Source organism: Variovorax sp. P4_D9, from assembly GCF_056401695.1.
The window spans coordinates 1-14664 of sequence record NZ_JBFUIU010000151.1 but is presented as its reverse complement, the minus strand read 5'-3'; the positions used below and the strand labels follow the sequence as shown (position 1 = coordinate 14664).

Here is a 14664-nt window from a genome sequence, read left to right as displayed (position 1 = left end):
GTCTCGCGCAGCACGTGGGTCACGTGCAGCAGTTCGCCGCCCGGGAAGATGTACTTCTCGATGAAGTCGCCCATGCCGGCGCCGAGCTGCCGGTAGTCGAGCTGGCCCGAAGTGATGCCGTGGTTCATCACCAGGCCGCCGGGCACCAGCAGCGAATGGATCTTGCGGAAGTAGGTGCCCATGTTGGCGCTGCCCACGTGCTCGAACATGCCGACCGACGAGATCTTGTCGAAGGGCAGGGCGCTGTCGAGCTGGCGGTAGTCGCGCAACTCGACCCGCACCCGGCCCTGCAGCCCCTTCTCCTCGATCAGGCGCTGCACATGGGCGTGCTGGTTCTTCGACAGCGTGATGCCGGTAGCGTCCACGCCATAGTGCTCGGCCGCCCACATCAGGAGCGCACCCCAGCCCGAGCCGATGTCGAGGTAGCGCTCGCCCGGCTTTAGCATCAGCTTGCGGCAGATGTGGTCGAGCTTGGCTTCCTGGGCCTCGGCCAGCGTCATGTCGGCGCCGCGGAAATAAGCGCACGAATAGACCCGCCGCGCATCCAGCCACAGCGCGTAGAAATCGTCGGAGACGTCGTAGTGGAACTCGATCTGGGTCGCGTCCCTGCCCAGTGAATGCGAGCCCCGCGACTTGGCGCGGCGCTGCAGGCGGCTCCACCAGCCGGTATTGGTCTCGGCCGGATTGCCGGGCAGCAGGCCGGCCGCGGCGTCGAACAGGTCGCGCATGGCGCCTTCGATCTGGACGCGGCCCTCGACGTAGGCCTCACCGACGGCACCGATCTGGCGGCCCGCCAGCTTGGCCAATTCGGACCAGTCCTTGAAGGCCAGGGTGACTCGGGCGCCGGCCTTGGCCACCTGCCGGCCATCGGGAAGTTGCAGCGCGATAGGGACGGACAGAGAGGAAAGCTGGGACTCGATCTTCGGTATCAGGCTTTGCATACAGAACATTCTTGCCACCGAAAACGGGCTCGTCAACCGGGTCGGTCGAGAACCTCGGGCTTCCCATGGTTGACAGAAGATCGTTTATGTCTAAACTATTTATCCATGAATAGCTTCACTCCGAATCTTCGCCGCGTGCTGTGCATCGGCGGTGGCCCCGCAGGGCTCTACTTCGCGCTGCTGATGAAGGCCCGCCAGCCTTCGTTGGAGATCACGGTGATCGAGCGAAACCGCCCGTTCGACACCTTCGGCTGGGGCGTTGTGCTGAGCGACCAGACGCTGGCCAACCTAGCCGCCGCCGACGCGCCCACCGCGGCGCTGATCGGCCGCGAGTTCCATCACTGGGACGACATCCAGGTCTTCTTCAAGGGACGGCAGGTGCGTTCGGGCGGCCACGGCTTCTGCGGCATCGGGCGCAAGCGGCTGCTCAACATCCTGCAGGAGCGCTGCCTCGAGCTCGGCGTCGAGCTGGTCTTCGAGACCGACGCCACCGACGATCAGGCGCTGGCGGCACAGTACAAGGCCGATCTCGTGATCGCCAGCGACGGCCTCAACAGCCGCATCCGCCAGCGCTACGCCGAGGTCTACCAGCCCGACATCGACCTGCGCCAATGCCGCTTCGTCTGGCTCGGCACCCACCAGACCTTCGACGCCTTTACTTTCGCCTTCGAGCAAACCGAGCACGGCTGGTTCCAAGCCCATGCCTACCAGTTCGACGACAAGACCTCGACCTTCATCGTAGAGACGCCGGAGGCCGTTTGGCAGGCCCACGGGCTCGACAAGATGGAGCAGCCCGAAGCCATCGCCTTCTGCGAGAAGCTGTTCGCCAAGTACCTGGGCGGCCACACGCTGATCAGCAACGCCACGCACCTGCGCGGCTCGGCCAACTGGATCCGCTTCCCGCGCGTGGTCTGTAAGCACTGGACCCACCGCGTCGAGGTCGACGGCAAGACGGTGCCGGTGGTGCTGATGGGCGATGCCGCCCACACGGCGCACTTCTCGATCGGCTCGGGCACCAAGCTGGCACTCGAAGACGCGATCGACCTGGCCAACGAATTCGAAAGCGGCGGCGACATCGACCATGTGCTCGAAGCCTACGAGGCCCGCCGCAGCGTCGAGGTGCTGAAGATCCAGAATGCGGCGCGCAACTCCACCGAATGGTTCGAGAACGTGCCGCGCTACACCGGCATGGAGATCGAGCAGTTCGCCTATTCGCTGCTGACGCGCTCGCAGCGCATCAGCCACGAGAACCTGCGGCTGCGTGACACCCAATGGCTCGGCGGCTACGAGCAGTGGCTGTCGGGCGGCAAGCTGGTCGCCCCCATGTTGCTGCCACTTAAGGTGCGCGGGCTCGAGCTCAAGAACCGCATCATCGTCTCGCCGATGGCGACCTACAGCGCGGTCGAGGGCGTGCCGCAGGATTTCCTGCTGGTCCACCTGGGAGCGCGCGCGCTCGGCGGTGCCGCGATGGTGATGGTCGAGATGACCAGCCCGACGCCCGAAGGCCGCATCAGCCCGGCCTGCACCGGGCTCTACAACGACGCCCAGCAGGCGGCCTTCCAGCGCATCGTCGACTTCGTCCACGCGCAGTCGAGCGCCAAGATCGGCATGCAGCTCGGCCACAGCGGGCCCAAGGGCTCGACCCAGGTCGGCTGGGAGGGCACCGACGAGCCGCTCGCAAGCGGCAACTGGCCGCTGCTGTCCGCCAGTGCGTTGGCCTACGGCGAGCAGAACCAGCTGCCGGCGGCGATGACTCGCGAGCAATTGGACCAGATGCGCGACCAGTTCGTCGCCTCCACCCGCCGCGCGGCCGAGATCGGCTTCGACTGGCTCGAGCTGCATTGCGCGCACGGCTACCTGCTGTCGGCCTTCCTGAGCCCGCTGACCAACCTGCGCACCGACGACTGCGGAGGCAGCATCGAGAACCGCCTGCGCTACCCGCTCGAGGTGTTCTGCGCGATGCGCGCCGCCTGGCCGGCCGAGCGACCAATGAGCGTTCGCATCTCCGCCCACGACTGGGCGCTGGGCGGTAACACCGATGCCGACGCGGTGGTGATGGCGCGTGCCTTCAAGGAAGCCGGCGCCGACTTCATCGACGTCTCCTCGGGCCAGACCACGCGCGCCGCCAAGCCGGTGTACGGCCGCATGTACCAGACGCCCTTCGCCGACCGGATCCGCAACGAGGTCGGCATCTCGACCATCGCGGTCGGCGCCATCACCGACGCCGACCAGGCCAACAGCATCATCGCGGCCGGCCGCGCCGACCTCTGCGCGATCGCACGGCCGCACCTGGCCGACCCGGCCTGGACGCTGCACGAGGCCGCCAAGCTCCAGAGCCGCGAGGTCGACTGGCCCAAGCAGTACCTGAGCGGCCGCGACCAGATGTACCGCGAGATCGCCAAGCAGCAGCAGATCGCGGCGGCGCTGGCGGCCGCGCCGCGCGCCGCCGAGGAAGATCACTGACATGGACCTCGAAGCCCGCGCCCACAGCGAACATCCGGACGAGCTCCGGCTCTGGCTGCGCCTCTTGACCTGCACCCAGCTGATCGAGAAGCAGGTGCGCAACGAGCTGCGCGAGCAGTTCGCCACCACGCTGCCGCGCTTCGACCTGATGTCGCAGCTCGAGCGCGCGCCCGAGGGGCTCAAGATGAACGAGCTGTCGCGCCGCATGATGGTCACGGGCGGCAACGTCACCGGCATCACCGACCAGCTTGTGACCGAAGGGTTGGTCGAACGCGTCGACGTCGCCGGCGACCGCCGCGCATGGCGCGTGCGCCTCACGGCGCGCGGGCGCAAGCTGTTCAACGAGATGGCGCAACAGCACGAGGCCTGGATCTGCGACGCCTTTGCGTCGCTGAGCCCGAAGGAAATCAACCAGCTCCACAAGCTGCTCGGCAAGGTCAAGCAGCATTCGCATCAACAATTGACGGAGGCCCTATGAAGCACTACATCGGCGCGGCGAGTCCCATGCGCGCACAGTTCGAACCCAAGGCCGGCTACCAGGCCGAGCATTTCTCCTGGACCTTCGAGGCCGGCGTCGGCACCGTCACGCTGAACCGACCGGAGCGCAAGAACCCGCTGACCTTCGACTCCTATGCCGAGCTGCGCAACCTGTTCCGGGCGCTGAGCTTCGCCACCGACGTCAAGGCGATCGTGGTCACCGGTGCCGGCGGCAACTTCTGCTCCGGCGGCGACGTGCACGAGATCATCGGTCCGCTGACGCAGATGAAGATGCCCGAGCTGCTCGAGTTCACGCGCATGACCGGCGACCTCGTGAAGGCGATCCGCCATTGCCCGCAGCCGATCGTCGGCGCCATCGACGGCGTCTGCGCCGGCGCCGGCGCAATGATCGCGCTGGCCTGCGACCTGCGCTACGGATCGCCCGCCACCCGCACCGCCTTCCTGTTCACGCGCGTCGGCCTCGCCGGCGCCGACATGGGCGCCTGCGCGCTGCTGCCGCGCATGATCGGCCAGGGCCGCGCCTCCGAGCTGCTCTTCACCGGCCGCGCCATGACCGCCCAGGAGGGCCATGCCTGGGGCTTCTTCAATGCGCTGCACGAGAGCGACGCCCTGCTCGGTGCCGCGACGGCGGTCGCCCGCGACTTGGCCGAGGGCCCGAATTTCGCCCACGGCATGACCAAGACCATGCTGTCGCAGGAGTGGTCGATGACCATCGACCAGGCGATCGAGTCGGAGGCTCAGGCCCAGGCCATCTGCATGCAGACCGGCGACTTCAGGCGCGCCTACGAGGCCTTCGCCGCCAAGCGCAAGCCCGCCTTCCAGGGAGATTGATGGCATGGCCGCATCCGCTGTAGATCCCTCGACGGCGCATCTCGCGCTGCCCTTCTTCGACGAGGCGCACCGCGCCCTCGCGCGCGACCTGCTGCCCTGGGCGGCGGCGCAATCGGTGGACGAGCGCGACGACCGCGCCGCCTGCCGCGACTGGGTGCGGCGCCTCGGCGACGGCGGCTGGCTGCGCTATTGCGTGCCGGCCTCCTCCGGCGGCGCCCTCGAGCGCCTCGACTCGCGCGCCCTGGTGCTGCTGCGCGAGACACTCGCCTTCCACTCGCCGCTGGCCGATTTCGCGTTCGCGATGCAGGGCCTGGGAAGCGGAGCGATCACGCTGGCCGGCAGCCCCGCGCAGCACGCCGACTACCTCGCGCCGGTGGGCCGCGGCGACAAGATTGCCGCCTTCGCGCTGAGCGAGCCCGAGGCCGGCTCCGACGTCGGGGCGATGGCGATGCGCGCCGAGCCCACCGCCGACGGCTGGCGCCTGACCGGCGAAAAGACCTGGATCAGCAACGGCGGCATCGCCGACTTCTACTGCGTCTTCGCCAAGACCGATCCGAGCGCCGGATCGCGCGGCATCACGGCCTTCATCGTCGATGCGAAGACGGCGGGGCTCGACACCTCGGCGCACATCGAGGTCATGGCGCCGCATCCGCTCGCGACCCTGCGCTTCGACGGCTGCACAGTGCCGCGCACGGCCCAGCTCGGCGAACTCAACGGCGGCTTCAAGCTGGCGATGCGCACGCTCGACATCTTCCGCGCCTCGGTGGCCGGCGCCGCGCTCGGCATGGCCCGCCGCGCCCTGTCCGAAGCCATCCAGCATGCGCAGAAACGCAAGATGTTCGGCCAGACCCTGGCCGACTTCCAGCTCACGCAGGCCAAGCTCGGCGAGATGGCGGCCATGATCGACAGCGCGGCGCTGCTGACCTACCGCGCGGCTTGGATGCGCGACGACAGCGAGCGCCGCGGCGCACCCGCGGTCGGCGACCTGACGGCGGCCGCCGCGATGGCCAAGATGTGCGCCACCGAGAACGCCAGCCGCGTGATCGACATGGCGCTGCAGATGCACGGCGGCCTCGGCGTCAAGGTCGGCACCAAGGTCGAGAGCCTCTACCGCGACATCCGCTCGCTGCGCATCTACGAGGGCGCGACCGAGGTCCAGCAGCTGATCATCGGCAAGGCCGTTCTGAGGAACCCATGACCGAGAGCGCACAAATCGATCGTTTCGTGCACGACCGTCTGCCGCCGGCGGACCAGCTGCCGATCTTTCGCTACGAGCTGCCCGAGCTGCAGCTGCCCGACCGGCTGAACCTGGTCGAGGAACTGCTCGACCAGGCCGCCGCCAAGGGCTTCGCCGACCGGCCAATGCTGCGCTCGCCGGGGCGCACGCTCAGCTATGCCGAAGCGGCGGTCGAGGTCAACCGGATCGCGCAGGTGCTGACCGAGGACCTGCACCTGGTGCCGGGCAACCGGGTGCTGCTGCGAGGCGGCAATTCGATCGCCATGGCACTGGCCTGGCTGGCCGTGGTCAAGGCCGGCCTGATCGCGGTCGCGACCATGCCGCTGCTGCGGGCCAAGGAGCTCGGCGAGATCATCGACAAGGCCCAACCCACGGTCGCGCTGTGCGAAGGCAAGCTGCTCGACGAACTGGAGGCCGCGCAGCGGGCCCATCCGGTGCTGCGCACCATCGTCGCCTTCAACCGGCTCGACGCGCCCGACTCCCTGACCACGCGCGCGGCCGCGAAGAACGGCGTCTTCCAGGCCTGCCCCACCGCGGCCGACGACATCGCGCTGCTGGCCTTCACCTCAGGCACCACCGGCAAGCCCAAGGCCCCCGTCACTACGCACCGCGACGTGCTGGCGATGTGCCAGACCTGGCCGCGCCACGTGCTCAAGGCGCGCAGCGAGGACATCGTGATCGGCTCGCCGCCGCTGGCCTTCACCTTCGGGCTCGGCGGGCTGCTGGTGTTCCCGATGTGGGCCGGTGCCTCGGTGTACTTCCACGACAAGCCCTACACGCCCGAGACGATGGTCCAGGTGATCCGCGAAGTCGGCGCCACCATCTGCTACACCGCGCCAACCTTCTACCGCCAGATGGCCGCCTTCGCCAAGGCAGCCGGCGTGCCGAGCCTGCGCATCAGCGTGAGCGCCGGCGAGGCGCTGCCCGATGCCACCCGCCAGCTCTGGAAGCAGGCCACCGGCCTCGAGATGCTCGACGGCATCGGCGGCACCGAGGTCTTTCACATCTACATCTCGGCCGCCGGCGACCAGGTACGGCGCGGCGCGGTCGGCAAGGCGGTGCCCGGCTTCACGGCGAAGATCGTCGACGACGAGGGCAACGAAGTGCCGCGCGGCACGGTCGGCAAGCTGGCCCTCATAGGACCGGTCGGCTGCCGCTACCTCGACGACCCGCGTCAGGCCGACTACGTGCGCAATGGCTGGAACTACCCCGGCGATGCCTTCGTCGAGGACGAGGACGGCTACTTCTTCTACCAGTCGCGCGCCGATGACATGATCGTCACGGCCGGCTACAACGTCGGCGGTCCCGAGGTGGAAGACGCGCTGCTCWAGCACCCGGCCGTGGCCGAATGCGGCGTCATCGGCAAGCCCGACGAAGAGCGCGGCATGATCGTCAAGGCCTTCTGCGTGCTCAAGGCCGGGCACACCGGCGACGCCGCCATGACCAAGGCGCTGCAGGACCACGTGAAGGCGACCATCGCCCCCTACAAATACCCGCGCGAGATCGCGTTCGTGGACCAGCTGCCGCGCACCGAGACCGGAAAACTCCAGAGATTCAAATTGAGGCAAATGACATGATCAAGCACCTGCAACCCCCAGGCTGGCTGCCCCCCAAGGGCTACGCGAACGGCGTCGCCGCCCGCGGCACCCAGGTATTCGTCGGTGGACAGATCGGCTGGAATTCCCAGCAGCAGTTCGAGTCGGACGACTTCATCGAACAGGCCGGGCTGGCCCTGCGCAACATCGTCGAGGTGCTGCGCGAAGCCGGGGCCGGTCCGGAACACATGGTTCGCATGACCTGGTACATCACCGACCGCGACGAGTACAACCGCCGCCTGGGCGAGCTGGGGCCGGTGTATCGCGAGGCCATGGGCCGCAATTTCCCGGCGATGACCTGCGTCCAGGTGGCGGCGCTGGTCGAGGCGCGGGCCAAGATCGAGATCGAGGTGACGGCGGTCATTCCCGACTGAATTCAAGCAACGCCGAAAACAAAAAAGCCCACTTGGAAGTGGGCTTTTTTTCTTCGTCGACAACCTTTTTGGGGGTATCGGGAATTTGGTTGCGCGAGCAAGATTTGAACTTGCGACCTTTGGGTTATGAGCCCAACGAGCTACCAGGCTGCTCCATCGCGCGGCAAGCTAGAATTATATACTATTCGGCGGCGTTTTGCTCGTCGGATGCAATTTCAGTCACATCGGGACGATCAACCAGTTCGACCAGGGCCATCGGCGCGTTGTCGCCCACGCGGAAACCCATTTTCAGGATGCGCGTGTAGCCGCCCGGACGTGCCTGGTAGCGGGGCCCCAGTTCGCCGAACAGCTTGACGACGCTGTCGCGGTCACGCAGGCGGTCGAATGCGAGGCGCTTGTTGGCAACCGTCGGCTTCTTGGCCAGCGTGATCATCGGTTCGATGACGCGGCGCAGTTCCTTGGCCTTGGGGACCGTGGTCTTGATGGCCTCGTGCTCGATGAGCGAGTTCATCATGTTCTGCAGCATCGCGAGGCGGTGCGAGCTGGTGCGGTTGAGTTTGCGGAGTCCGTGTCCGTGACGCATGGTGCTTTTCCTTTACTTTATAAAAACAGGCAGCCGTATCAGGTACTGCCCGGTGCACTGGCCCTCTTCTTCAGGGCCAAATCGAATTATCGCTTGTCGAGGCCGGCCGGCGGCCAGCTTTCGAGCTTCATGCCCAAGGTCAGGCCGCGCGAGGCGAGCACTTCCTTGATTTCGTTGAGCGACTTGCGACCCAGGTTCGGGGTCTTGAGCAGCTCGTTCTCGGTGCGCTGGATCAGATCGCCGATGTAGTAGATGTTCTCGGCCTTCAGGCAGTTGGCCGAACGCACCGTGAGTTCGAGCTCGTCGACTGGGCGCAGCAGGATTGGATCGAACTGCTGGGCGCTGCGCGGTGCCGGGGCATCGAATGCAGCCAGTTCGCCGCCTTCGAGCTGGGCGAACACAGCCAGTTGCTCGACCAGGATCTTGGCCGAGGCGCGCACTGCGTCTTCGGCGGTGATCGCACCGTTGGTCTCGATCTCGACCAGCAGCTTGTCGAGGTCGGTACGCTGTTCGACACGGGCGCTTTCGACCGTGTAGCTGACGCGCTTGACCGGCGAGAACGAAGCGTCGAGCACGATCCGGCCGATCGACTTGGTCGGCTCGTCGGCGTAGCGGCGCATCGTGCCGGGCACGTAGCCGCGGCCCTTCTCGACTTTGATCTGCATGTCGAGCTTGCCGCCTTGCGACAGGTGGGCGATCACGTGGTCGGGGTTGATGATCTCGACGTCGTGCGGCGTCTGGATGTCCGAAGCGGTGACCGGGCCTTCGCCGTCCTTGCGCAGGCTCAGCGTGACTTCATCGCGGTTGTGGAGCTTGAACACCACACCCTTGAGGTTCAGCAGGATGTTGACGACGTCTTCCTGCACGCCATCGATCGACGAGTACTCGTGCAGCACGCCGGCGATCGTGACTTCGGTGGCCGAATAGCCGACCATCGACGACAGCAGGACGCGGCGCAGTGCATTGCCGAGCGTGTGGCCGTAGCCGCGCTCGAACGGTTCGAGCGTGACCTTTGCCTTGTTGGGCGCGAGTTGCTCGACCTGGATGGTCTTGGGTTTCAGCAGGGTTGTTTGCATGCAGGACTTCCTCTCAATACCCCCGGCTCGTTACACCGGTAAGGCTGGTGAAGCGCCCGGCGGGATCAATCCCGGCGGGAACAAAAAATCAAAAGTACGGGCCGCGTCAGCGGCACGTTATCGCCTTACCTTGAATACAGTTCGACGATCAGCGATTCGTTGATGTCGGCGCCGAATTCGTCGCGATCGGGGACCTTCTTGAAGGTGCCTTCAGCCTTGTCGGCGTTGACTTCGACCCACGCCGGCATGCCCACCTGGCCGGCCAGTTGCAGCGCTTCGGCCACGCGGGTCTGCTTCTTCGACTTGTCGCGGACAGCGATCACGTCGCCGGTCTTGACCAGGTACGACGGGATGTTGACCGACTGGCCGTTCACCGTGATCGCCTTGTGCGACACCAGCTGGCGTGCTTCGGCGCGCGTCGAGCCGAAGCCCATGCGATAGACCACGTTGTCCAGGCGCGACTCGAGGATGAACAGCAGATTGGCGCCGGTGTTGCCGCGGCGGCGGTCGGCTTCCTCGAAGTAGCGGCGGAACTGCTTCTCGAGCACGCCGTACATGCGCTTGACCTTCTGCTTTTCACGCAGTTGCAGGCCGAAGTCGGAGGTGCGCTGACCCGAGGTGCGACCGTGCTGGCCGGGCTTGGAGTCGAACTTCGACTTGTCTTGGATCGAGCGGCGGGCGCTCTTCAGGAACAGGTCGGTGCCTTCGCGGCGGGAGAGTTTGGCCTTGGGGCCGAGGTAGCGTGCCACTTGATCTTCCTTCTATGTCATCTGCCGCAGGGATGCTGCGGGAGCCATCAGCGGCGTGCCGATGGCGGTGGGCTTTAACAAAAACAAAAAATGCGCAGCCGCTGTGAAGCAGGCTGCGCCGGGCGTTGTCGCCTTAGATGCGACGGCGCTTCTGCGGACGGCAGCCGTTGTGCGGCACCGGGGTCACGTCGGCGATGGAGTTGATCCGGATGCCGAGCGCAGCCAGGGCGCGCACCGACGATTCGCGACCGGGGCCGGGGCCCTTGATCTCGACGTCGAGGTTCTTGATGCCTTGCTCGACCGCAGCGCGGCCGGCGACTTCGGAAGCGACCTGCGCGGCGAACGGCGTCGACTTGCGCGAGCCCTTGAAGCCCTGACCACCCGACGACGCCCACGACAGAGCGTTGCCCTGGCGGTCGGTGATCGTGATGATCGTGTTGTTGAACGAGGCGTGCACGTGCGCGATGCCGTCGGCAACGTTCTTGCGAACCTTCTTGCGAACGCGCTGCGCCGCGTTATTGGCAGGAGCTTTAGCCATGGGGGTCTATCCTTATTTCTTCAGGGACTGCGCGGCCTTGCGCGGACCCTTGCGGGTGCGGGCATTGGTACGCGTACGCTGGCCGCGCATCGGCAGGCCGCGACGGTGGCGGAAGCCGCGGTAGCAGCCGATGTCCATCAAGCGCTTGATGTTCATCGTCGTTTCGCGACGCAGGTCACCTTCGATGGTGAAGAGAGCGATCTGGTCGCGGATCTTCTCGAGATCGGCGTCGGTCAGATCCTTGATCTTCTTCGCATAGTCGATGCCGCTCGCCTCGCAGATCTTGCGTGCGCGAGTGCGACCGATACCGAAAATGGCGGTCAGGCCGATTTCAGCGTGCTTGTGCGGCGGAATGTTGATGCCAGCAATACGTGCCATGTGCGTCCTCTAAATCTCTAACAATCAACCCTGGCGCTGCTTGTGGCGCGGGTCGGTACAGATCACACGCACCACACCCTTGCGGCGGATGATCTTGCAATTACGGCAAATGGTTTTGACCGAAGCCGAAACTCTCATTTCATTCTCCTAAAACTCTTGTTCAACTCGGCGAACCATTCGCCTGAAAATTCGTTGCGTTCAAAGACCCGCGTGGCTACGACGTCTTGAAGTTGGCTTTCTTCAGCAGCGACTCGTACTGCTGCGACATCATGTAGTTCTGCACCTGGGCCATGAAGTCCATCGTCACGACCACGATGATCAGCAAGGACGTGCCACCAAAATAGAAGGGCACGTTGTACTTGAGGATCAGGAACTCCGGCAGCAGGCAGACGAAGGTGATGTACACCGCGCCGGCCAACGTCAGTCGAACCAGGATCTTGTCGATATAGCGCGCGGTCTGGTCACCCGGGCGAATGCCAGGAATGAACGCACCGCTCTTCTTCAGGTTGTCGGCCGTTTCGCGGCTGTTGAAAACCAGCGCCGTGTAGAAGAAGCAGAAGAACACGATCGCGGCGGCGTACAGCAGCACGTAGATCGGTTGTCCCGGCTGCAGCGCGCTCGCGATGTCCTTGATCCAGCGCATGCTTTCGCCGGTGCTGAACCAGCCCACCACCGTGGTCGGCAGCAGGATGATCGACGAGGCAAAGATCGGCGGGATCACACCGGCCATGTTCAGCTTCAGGGGCAGGTGCGACGACTGACCGCCATAGACCTTGTTGCCGACCTGTCGCCGCGCATAGTTCACGAGGATCTTGCGCTGGCCGCGTTCGACGAACACCACGAAGTAGGTCACCAGCACGACCACCGCGATGATGAACAGCGCGATGATCGGGTTCATCGCCCCCGTCGACACCAGCGATGCCAGGCCGCCGATGGCGTTCGGCAGGCCGGCCGCGATGCCCGCGAAGATCAGGATCGAGATCCCGTTGCCGAGACCGCGCTCGGTGATCTGCTCGCCGAGCCACATCAGGAACATCGAGCCGGCCGTGAGGCTGACCATGGCCGTGATGCGGAAGCCGAAGCCGGGCGAGATCACCAGGCCAGCCGAGGATTCGAGCGCGACCGCGATGCTGAAGGACTGGAACAGGGCCAGTGCCAGGGCACCGTAGCGGGTGTACTGCGTGATCTTGCGACGACCGGCCTCGCCTTCCTTCTTCAACTGCTCGAAGGTCGGCACCACGTAGGTCATCAGTTGCATGATGATCGACGCGGAGATGTACGGCATGATGCCCAACGCGAACACGGTGAAGCGCGACAGCGCCCCGCCCGAGAACATGTTGAACAGGCTCAGGATCCCGCCCTGCTGACCTTGGAACAGTTGCGCCAGTTGGTCCGGGTTGATGCCCGGCACCGGAATGTGGGCTCCGATGCGATAGACCACGAGCGCGAGCAGCAAAAAGACCAGCCGGCGACGCAGGTCGCCGAACTTGCCTGTTTTTGCGAGCGTTGCCGCGTTGGTTGCCACGAAGAGCTTCTTTCAGTCCGGGTGGTTAGGCGACGCTGCCGCCGGCAGCTTCGATCACTGCCTTGGCGCCTGCGGTTGCACCGATGCCCGTCAGCTTGACGGCCTTGGTCAGTTCGCCGGTCTTGATGACCTTGACGACCTTGGCGATCTGGCCCACGAGGCCGGCTTGCTTCAGCGCCAGCAGGTCCACTTCGGCCAGGCCGAGCTGCTCGAGGGCGCCCAGCGTGACTTCGGCGTTGTACTTGAGCGACTGCGACTTGAAGCCGCGCTTCGGCAGACGGCGCTGCAGCGGCATTTGACCGCCTTCGAAGCCCACCTTGTGGAAACCGCCCGCACGCGACTTCTGACCCTTGTGACCGCGACCTGCGGTCTTGCCGAGGCCAGAGCCGATGCCGCGACCGACACGGCGCTTTGCATGCTTGGCGCCGTCGGCCGGCTTGATGCCATTGAGTTCCATATGCGTCTCTCTCGGTGGCTCTGTTTAGAGCACTTTGACCAGATAACTGATCTTGTTGATCATGCCGCGCACTGCGGGCGTGTCCTGCAGCTCGCTCACGCTGTTGAGCTTGCGCAGGCCCAGGCCGCGCACAGTGGCGCGATGCGATTCCTTGGTGCCGATCGGGCTCTTGACCAATTGCACCTTGACGGTTTGTTGTTGCGTCGTCATTTTGCTGCTCCGGTTCAGGCGAAGAGTTCTTCGACGGTCAGGCCGCGCTTGGCAGCGACTTCTGACGCGGTCGTCGAGTTCTTCAGGCCGTCCAGGGTGGCGCGGACCATGTTGTAGGGGTTCGACGAACCATGGCTCTTGGCCACGATGTCGGTGATGCCCATCACTTCGAACACGGCGCGCATCGGGCCGCCGGCGATGATGCCGGTACCCTTGGGAGCCGGGATCATGACCACCGAAGCGGCGCCGTGATGGCCCGTCACGCGGTGATGCAGCGTGCCGTTCTTGATCGAGATCTTCGCCAGGTTGCGGCGGGCTTCTTCCATCGCCTTCTGCACGGCGGCGGGCACTTCCTTCGACTTGCCCTTGCCCATGCCGACGCGGCCGTCGCYGTCACCGACCACGGTGAGTGCTGCGAAACCGAGGATACGACCACCCTTCACCACCTTGGTGACGCGGTTGATCGCGATCATCTTCTCGCGCAGACCGTCCTCGGGGCCTTCGTTCTGCGTTCTTGCCTGAATCTTTGCCATTTTGAATCTCGTGTCCGGTTAGAACTGCAGGCCGGCTTCGCGGGCCGCTTCGGCCAGCGCCTTGACGCGGCCGTGGTAGGCGAAACCTGCGCGGTCGAAGGCGACCTTCTCGACGCCGGCAGCCTTCGCCTTTTCAGCGATACGCTTGCCGATGGCGGTGGCCGCGGCAGCGGTGGCACCCTTGCCCGAAGCGCCCAGTGCGGTGCGCATTTCGGCTTCGGCCGTCGATGCGCTGGCTATCACCTTGGAGCCGTCGTCGGAGATGACGGTGGCGTAGATGTGCAGGTTGGTGCGGTTCACCGTCAGGCGCGCCACGCCTTGCGTCGCAATGCGGATGCGGGTCTGGCGCGAGCGGCGAAGGCGCTGTGCTTTCTTGGTCAACATCATTTTGCTGCCCCTTATTTCTTCTTGGTCTCTTTGATCGTGATCTTCTCGTCCGAATAGCGGATGCCCTTGCCCTTGTAGGGCTCTGGCGGACGAATAGCACGAATCTCAGCGGCGACCTGGCCGACGCGTTGGCGATCGGCACCCTTGACGATGATTTCGGTCGGGGTCGGCGTTGCCACCGTGATGCCTTGCGGCATGTCCTTGTTGACCGGGTGCGAATAGCCGACCTGGAGGTTCAGCTTGGAACCTTGCGCGGCAGCCTTGAAGCCGACGCCGACCAGGTTGAGCT

At 65.3% G+C, this 14664-nt stretch carries 19 protein-coding genes and 1 tRNA gene; 6 read left to right on the top strand and 14 right to left on the bottom strand.

Annotated elements, in window-relative coordinates; translation table 11 throughout:
* Positions 1-941, bottom strand: a 941-nt coding sequence (locus AC1DY5_RS17905; protein WP_478113446.1) for a class I SAM-dependent methyltransferase, incomplete at its 3' end; no start/stop codon positions are given.
* A 105-nt stretch (positions 942-1046) separates the two neighbouring features.
* Between AC1DY5_RS17905 and AC1DY5_RS17900 the strand changes: the two genes are divergently transcribed.
* From AC1DY5_RS17900 to AC1DY5_RS17875, 6 genes are read left to right on the top strand one after another with little or no spacing between them, the layout of a single operon-like run.
* Complete coding sequence (locus AC1DY5_RS17900; protein ID WP_478113445.1) at positions 1047-3404, top strand: bifunctional salicylyl-CoA 5-hydroxylase/oxidoreductase; 2358 nt, start codon at positions 1047-1049, stop codon at positions 3402-3404.
* A gap of 1 nt (position 3405) precedes the next feature.
* Entirely contained in the window at positions 3406-3882 is a 477-nt protein-coding gene (locus AC1DY5_RS17895; RefSeq protein WP_478113443.1) for a MarR family winged helix-turn-helix transcriptional regulator, read from the top strand.
* Positions 3879-4733 (top strand): enoyl-CoA hydratase family protein, encoded by an 855-nt coding sequence (locus AC1DY5_RS17890; RefSeq protein WP_478113442.1) that lies wholly within the window; start codon positions 3879-3881, stop codon positions 4731-4733. The genes AC1DY5_RS17895 and AC1DY5_RS17890 overlap by 4 nt, the downstream gene beginning before the upstream one ends.
* Positions 4734-4737: 4 nt before the next feature.
* A complete protein-coding gene (locus AC1DY5_RS17885) occupies positions 4738-5931 on the top strand; it encodes an acyl-CoA dehydrogenase family protein (RefSeq protein ID WP_478113441.1) in 1194 nt (397 codons plus the stop codon).
* Positions 5928-7547 (top strand): AMP-binding protein, encoded by a 1620-nt coding sequence (locus AC1DY5_RS17880; protein ID WP_478113440.1) that lies wholly within the window; start codon positions 5928-5930, stop codon positions 7545-7547. The genes AC1DY5_RS17885 and AC1DY5_RS17880 overlap by 4 nt, the downstream gene beginning before the upstream one ends.
* Positions 7544-7939: a RidA family protein gene (locus tag AC1DY5_RS17875; RefSeq protein WP_478113438.1), complete on the top strand. Its 396-nt coding sequence runs from the start codon at positions 7544-7546 to the stop codon at positions 7937-7939. The genes AC1DY5_RS17880 and AC1DY5_RS17875 overlap by 4 nt, the downstream gene beginning before the upstream one ends.
* Positions 7940-8025: 86 nt before the next feature.
* On the opposite strand, the gene AC1DY5_RS17870 is transcribed toward AC1DY5_RS17875, so the two are convergent.
* From AC1DY5_RS17870 to AC1DY5_RS17810, 13 genes are all read right to left on the bottom strand, one after another.
* Positions 8026-8102: transfer RNA gene (locus tag AC1DY5_RS17870), tRNA-Met, on the bottom strand.
* 18 nt (positions 8103-8120) lie between these two features.
* Positions 8121-8522, bottom strand: coding sequence for a 50S ribosomal protein L17 (gene rplQ, locus AC1DY5_RS17865; RefSeq protein WP_478113436.1), 402 nt, complete (start codon positions 8520-8522; stop codon positions 8121-8123).
* Between the two features lie 86 nt (positions 8523-8608).
* Complete coding sequence (locus tag AC1DY5_RS17860; protein ID WP_093382585.1) at positions 8609-9598, bottom strand: DNA-directed RNA polymerase subunit alpha; 990 nt, start codon at positions 9596-9598, stop codon at positions 8609-8611.
* A gap of 125 nt (positions 9599-9723) precedes the next feature.
* A complete protein-coding gene (gene rpsD, locus AC1DY5_RS17855) occupies positions 9724-10347 on the bottom strand; it encodes a 30S ribosomal protein S4 (protein WP_478113434.1) in 624 nt (207 codons plus the stop codon).
* Between the two features lie 133 nt (positions 10348-10480).
* Positions 10481-10885, bottom strand: a complete 405-nt coding sequence (gene rpsK / locus AC1DY5_RS17850; RefSeq protein ID WP_009124825.1) for a 30S ribosomal protein S11 — start codon at positions 10883-10885, stop codon at positions 10481-10483.
* 12 nt (positions 10886-10897) lie between these two features.
* On the bottom strand, positions 10898-11263 hold the full coding sequence (gene rpsM / locus AC1DY5_RS17845) for a 30S ribosomal protein S13 (protein WP_286371094.1): 366 nt from the start codon (positions 11261-11263) through the stop codon (positions 10898-10900).
* Between the two features lie 24 nt (positions 11264-11287).
* Entirely contained in the window at positions 11288-11401 is a 114-nt protein-coding gene (gene rpmJ / locus AC1DY5_RS17840) for a 50S ribosomal protein L36 (RefSeq protein ID WP_038201958.1), read from the bottom strand.
* A 76-nt stretch (positions 11402-11477) separates the two neighbouring features.
* A complete protein-coding gene (gene secY / locus AC1DY5_RS17835) occupies positions 11478-12788 on the bottom strand; it encodes a preprotein translocase subunit SecY (protein ID WP_478113432.1) in 1311 nt (436 codons plus the stop codon).
* Positions 12789-12813: 25 nt separating this feature from the next.
* On the bottom strand, positions 12814-13245 hold the full coding sequence (rplO, locus tag AC1DY5_RS17830) for a 50S ribosomal protein L15 (RefSeq protein WP_478113430.1): 432 nt from the start codon (positions 13243-13245) through the stop codon (positions 12814-12816).
* Between the two features lie 24 nt (positions 13246-13269).
* A complete protein-coding gene (rpmD, locus tag AC1DY5_RS17825) occupies positions 13270-13455 on the bottom strand; it encodes a 50S ribosomal protein L30 (protein ID WP_286606142.1) in 186 nt (61 codons plus the stop codon).
* 14 nt (positions 13456-13469) lie between these two features.
* Positions 13470-13988, bottom strand: coding sequence for a 30S ribosomal protein S5 (gene rpsE, locus AC1DY5_RS17820; RefSeq protein WP_478113428.1), 519 nt, complete (start codon positions 13986-13988; stop codon positions 13470-13472).
* A gap of 18 nt (positions 13989-14006) precedes the next feature.
* Entirely contained in the window at positions 14007-14372 is a 366-nt protein-coding gene (rplR, locus tag AC1DY5_RS17815) for a 50S ribosomal protein L18 (RefSeq protein WP_286522277.1), read from the bottom strand.
* Positions 14373-14386: 14 nt separating this feature from the next.
* A partial coding sequence (locus AC1DY5_RS17810) for a 50S ribosomal protein L6 (RefSeq protein WP_478113426.1) occupies positions 14387-14664 on the bottom strand: 278 nt, incomplete at its 5' end.

What these genes read in the sequence shown, in the direction of transcription:
- rplR (WP_286522277.1), bottom strand. Translation starts at nt 14,372, where the DNA reads ATGTTGACCAAGAAAGCACAGCGCCTTCGCCGCTCGCGCCAGACCCGC.
- rplO (WP_478113430.1), bottom strand. Translation starts at nt 13,245, where the DNA reads ATGGAACTCAATGGCATCAAGCCGGCCGACGGCGCCAAGCATGCAAAG.
- rplQ (WP_478113436.1), bottom strand. Translation starts at nt 8,522, where the DNA reads ATGCGTCACGGACACGGACTCCGCAAACTCAACCGCACCAGCTCGCAC.
- rpmJ (WP_038201958.1), bottom strand. Translation starts at nt 11,401, where the DNA reads ATGAGAGTTTCGGCTTCGGTCAAAACCATTTGCCGTAATTGCAAGATC.
- rpsK (WP_009124825.1), bottom strand. Translation starts at nt 10,885, where the DNA reads ATGGCTAAAGCTCCTGCCAATAACGCGGCGCAGCGCGTTCGCAAGAAG.
- AC1DY5_RS17900 (WP_478113445.1), top strand. Translation starts at nt 1,047, where the DNA reads ATGAATAGCTTCACTCCGAATCTTCGCCGCGTGCTGTGCATCGGCGGT.
- AC1DY5_RS17895 (WP_478113443.1), top strand. Translation starts at nt 3,406, where the DNA reads ATGGACCTCGAAGCCCGCGCCCACAGCGAACATCCGGACGAGCTCCGG.
- AC1DY5_RS17860 (WP_093382585.1), bottom strand. Translation starts at nt 9,598, where the DNA reads ATGCAAACAACCCTGCTGAAACCCAAGACCATCCAGGTCGAGCAACTC.
- rpmD (WP_286606142.1), bottom strand. Translation starts at nt 13,455, where the DNA reads ATGACGACGCAACAACAAACCGTCAAGGTGCAATTGGTCAAGAGCCCG.
- AC1DY5_RS17875 (WP_478113438.1), top strand. Translation starts at nt 7,544, where the DNA reads ATGATCAAGCACCTGCAACCCCCAGGCTGGCTGCCCCCCAAGGGCTAC.
- AC1DY5_RS17885 (WP_478113441.1), top strand. Translation starts at nt 4,738, where the DNA reads ATGGCCGCATCCGCTGTAGATCCCTCGACGGCGCATCTCGCGCTGCCC.
- AC1DY5_RS17890 (WP_478113442.1), top strand. Translation starts at nt 3,879, where the DNA reads ATGAAGCACTACATCGGCGCGGCGAGTCCCATGCGCGCACAGTTCGAA.
- rpsM (WP_286371094.1), bottom strand. Translation starts at nt 11,263, where the DNA reads ATGGCACGTATTGCTGGCATCAACATTCCGCCGCACAAGCACGCTGAA.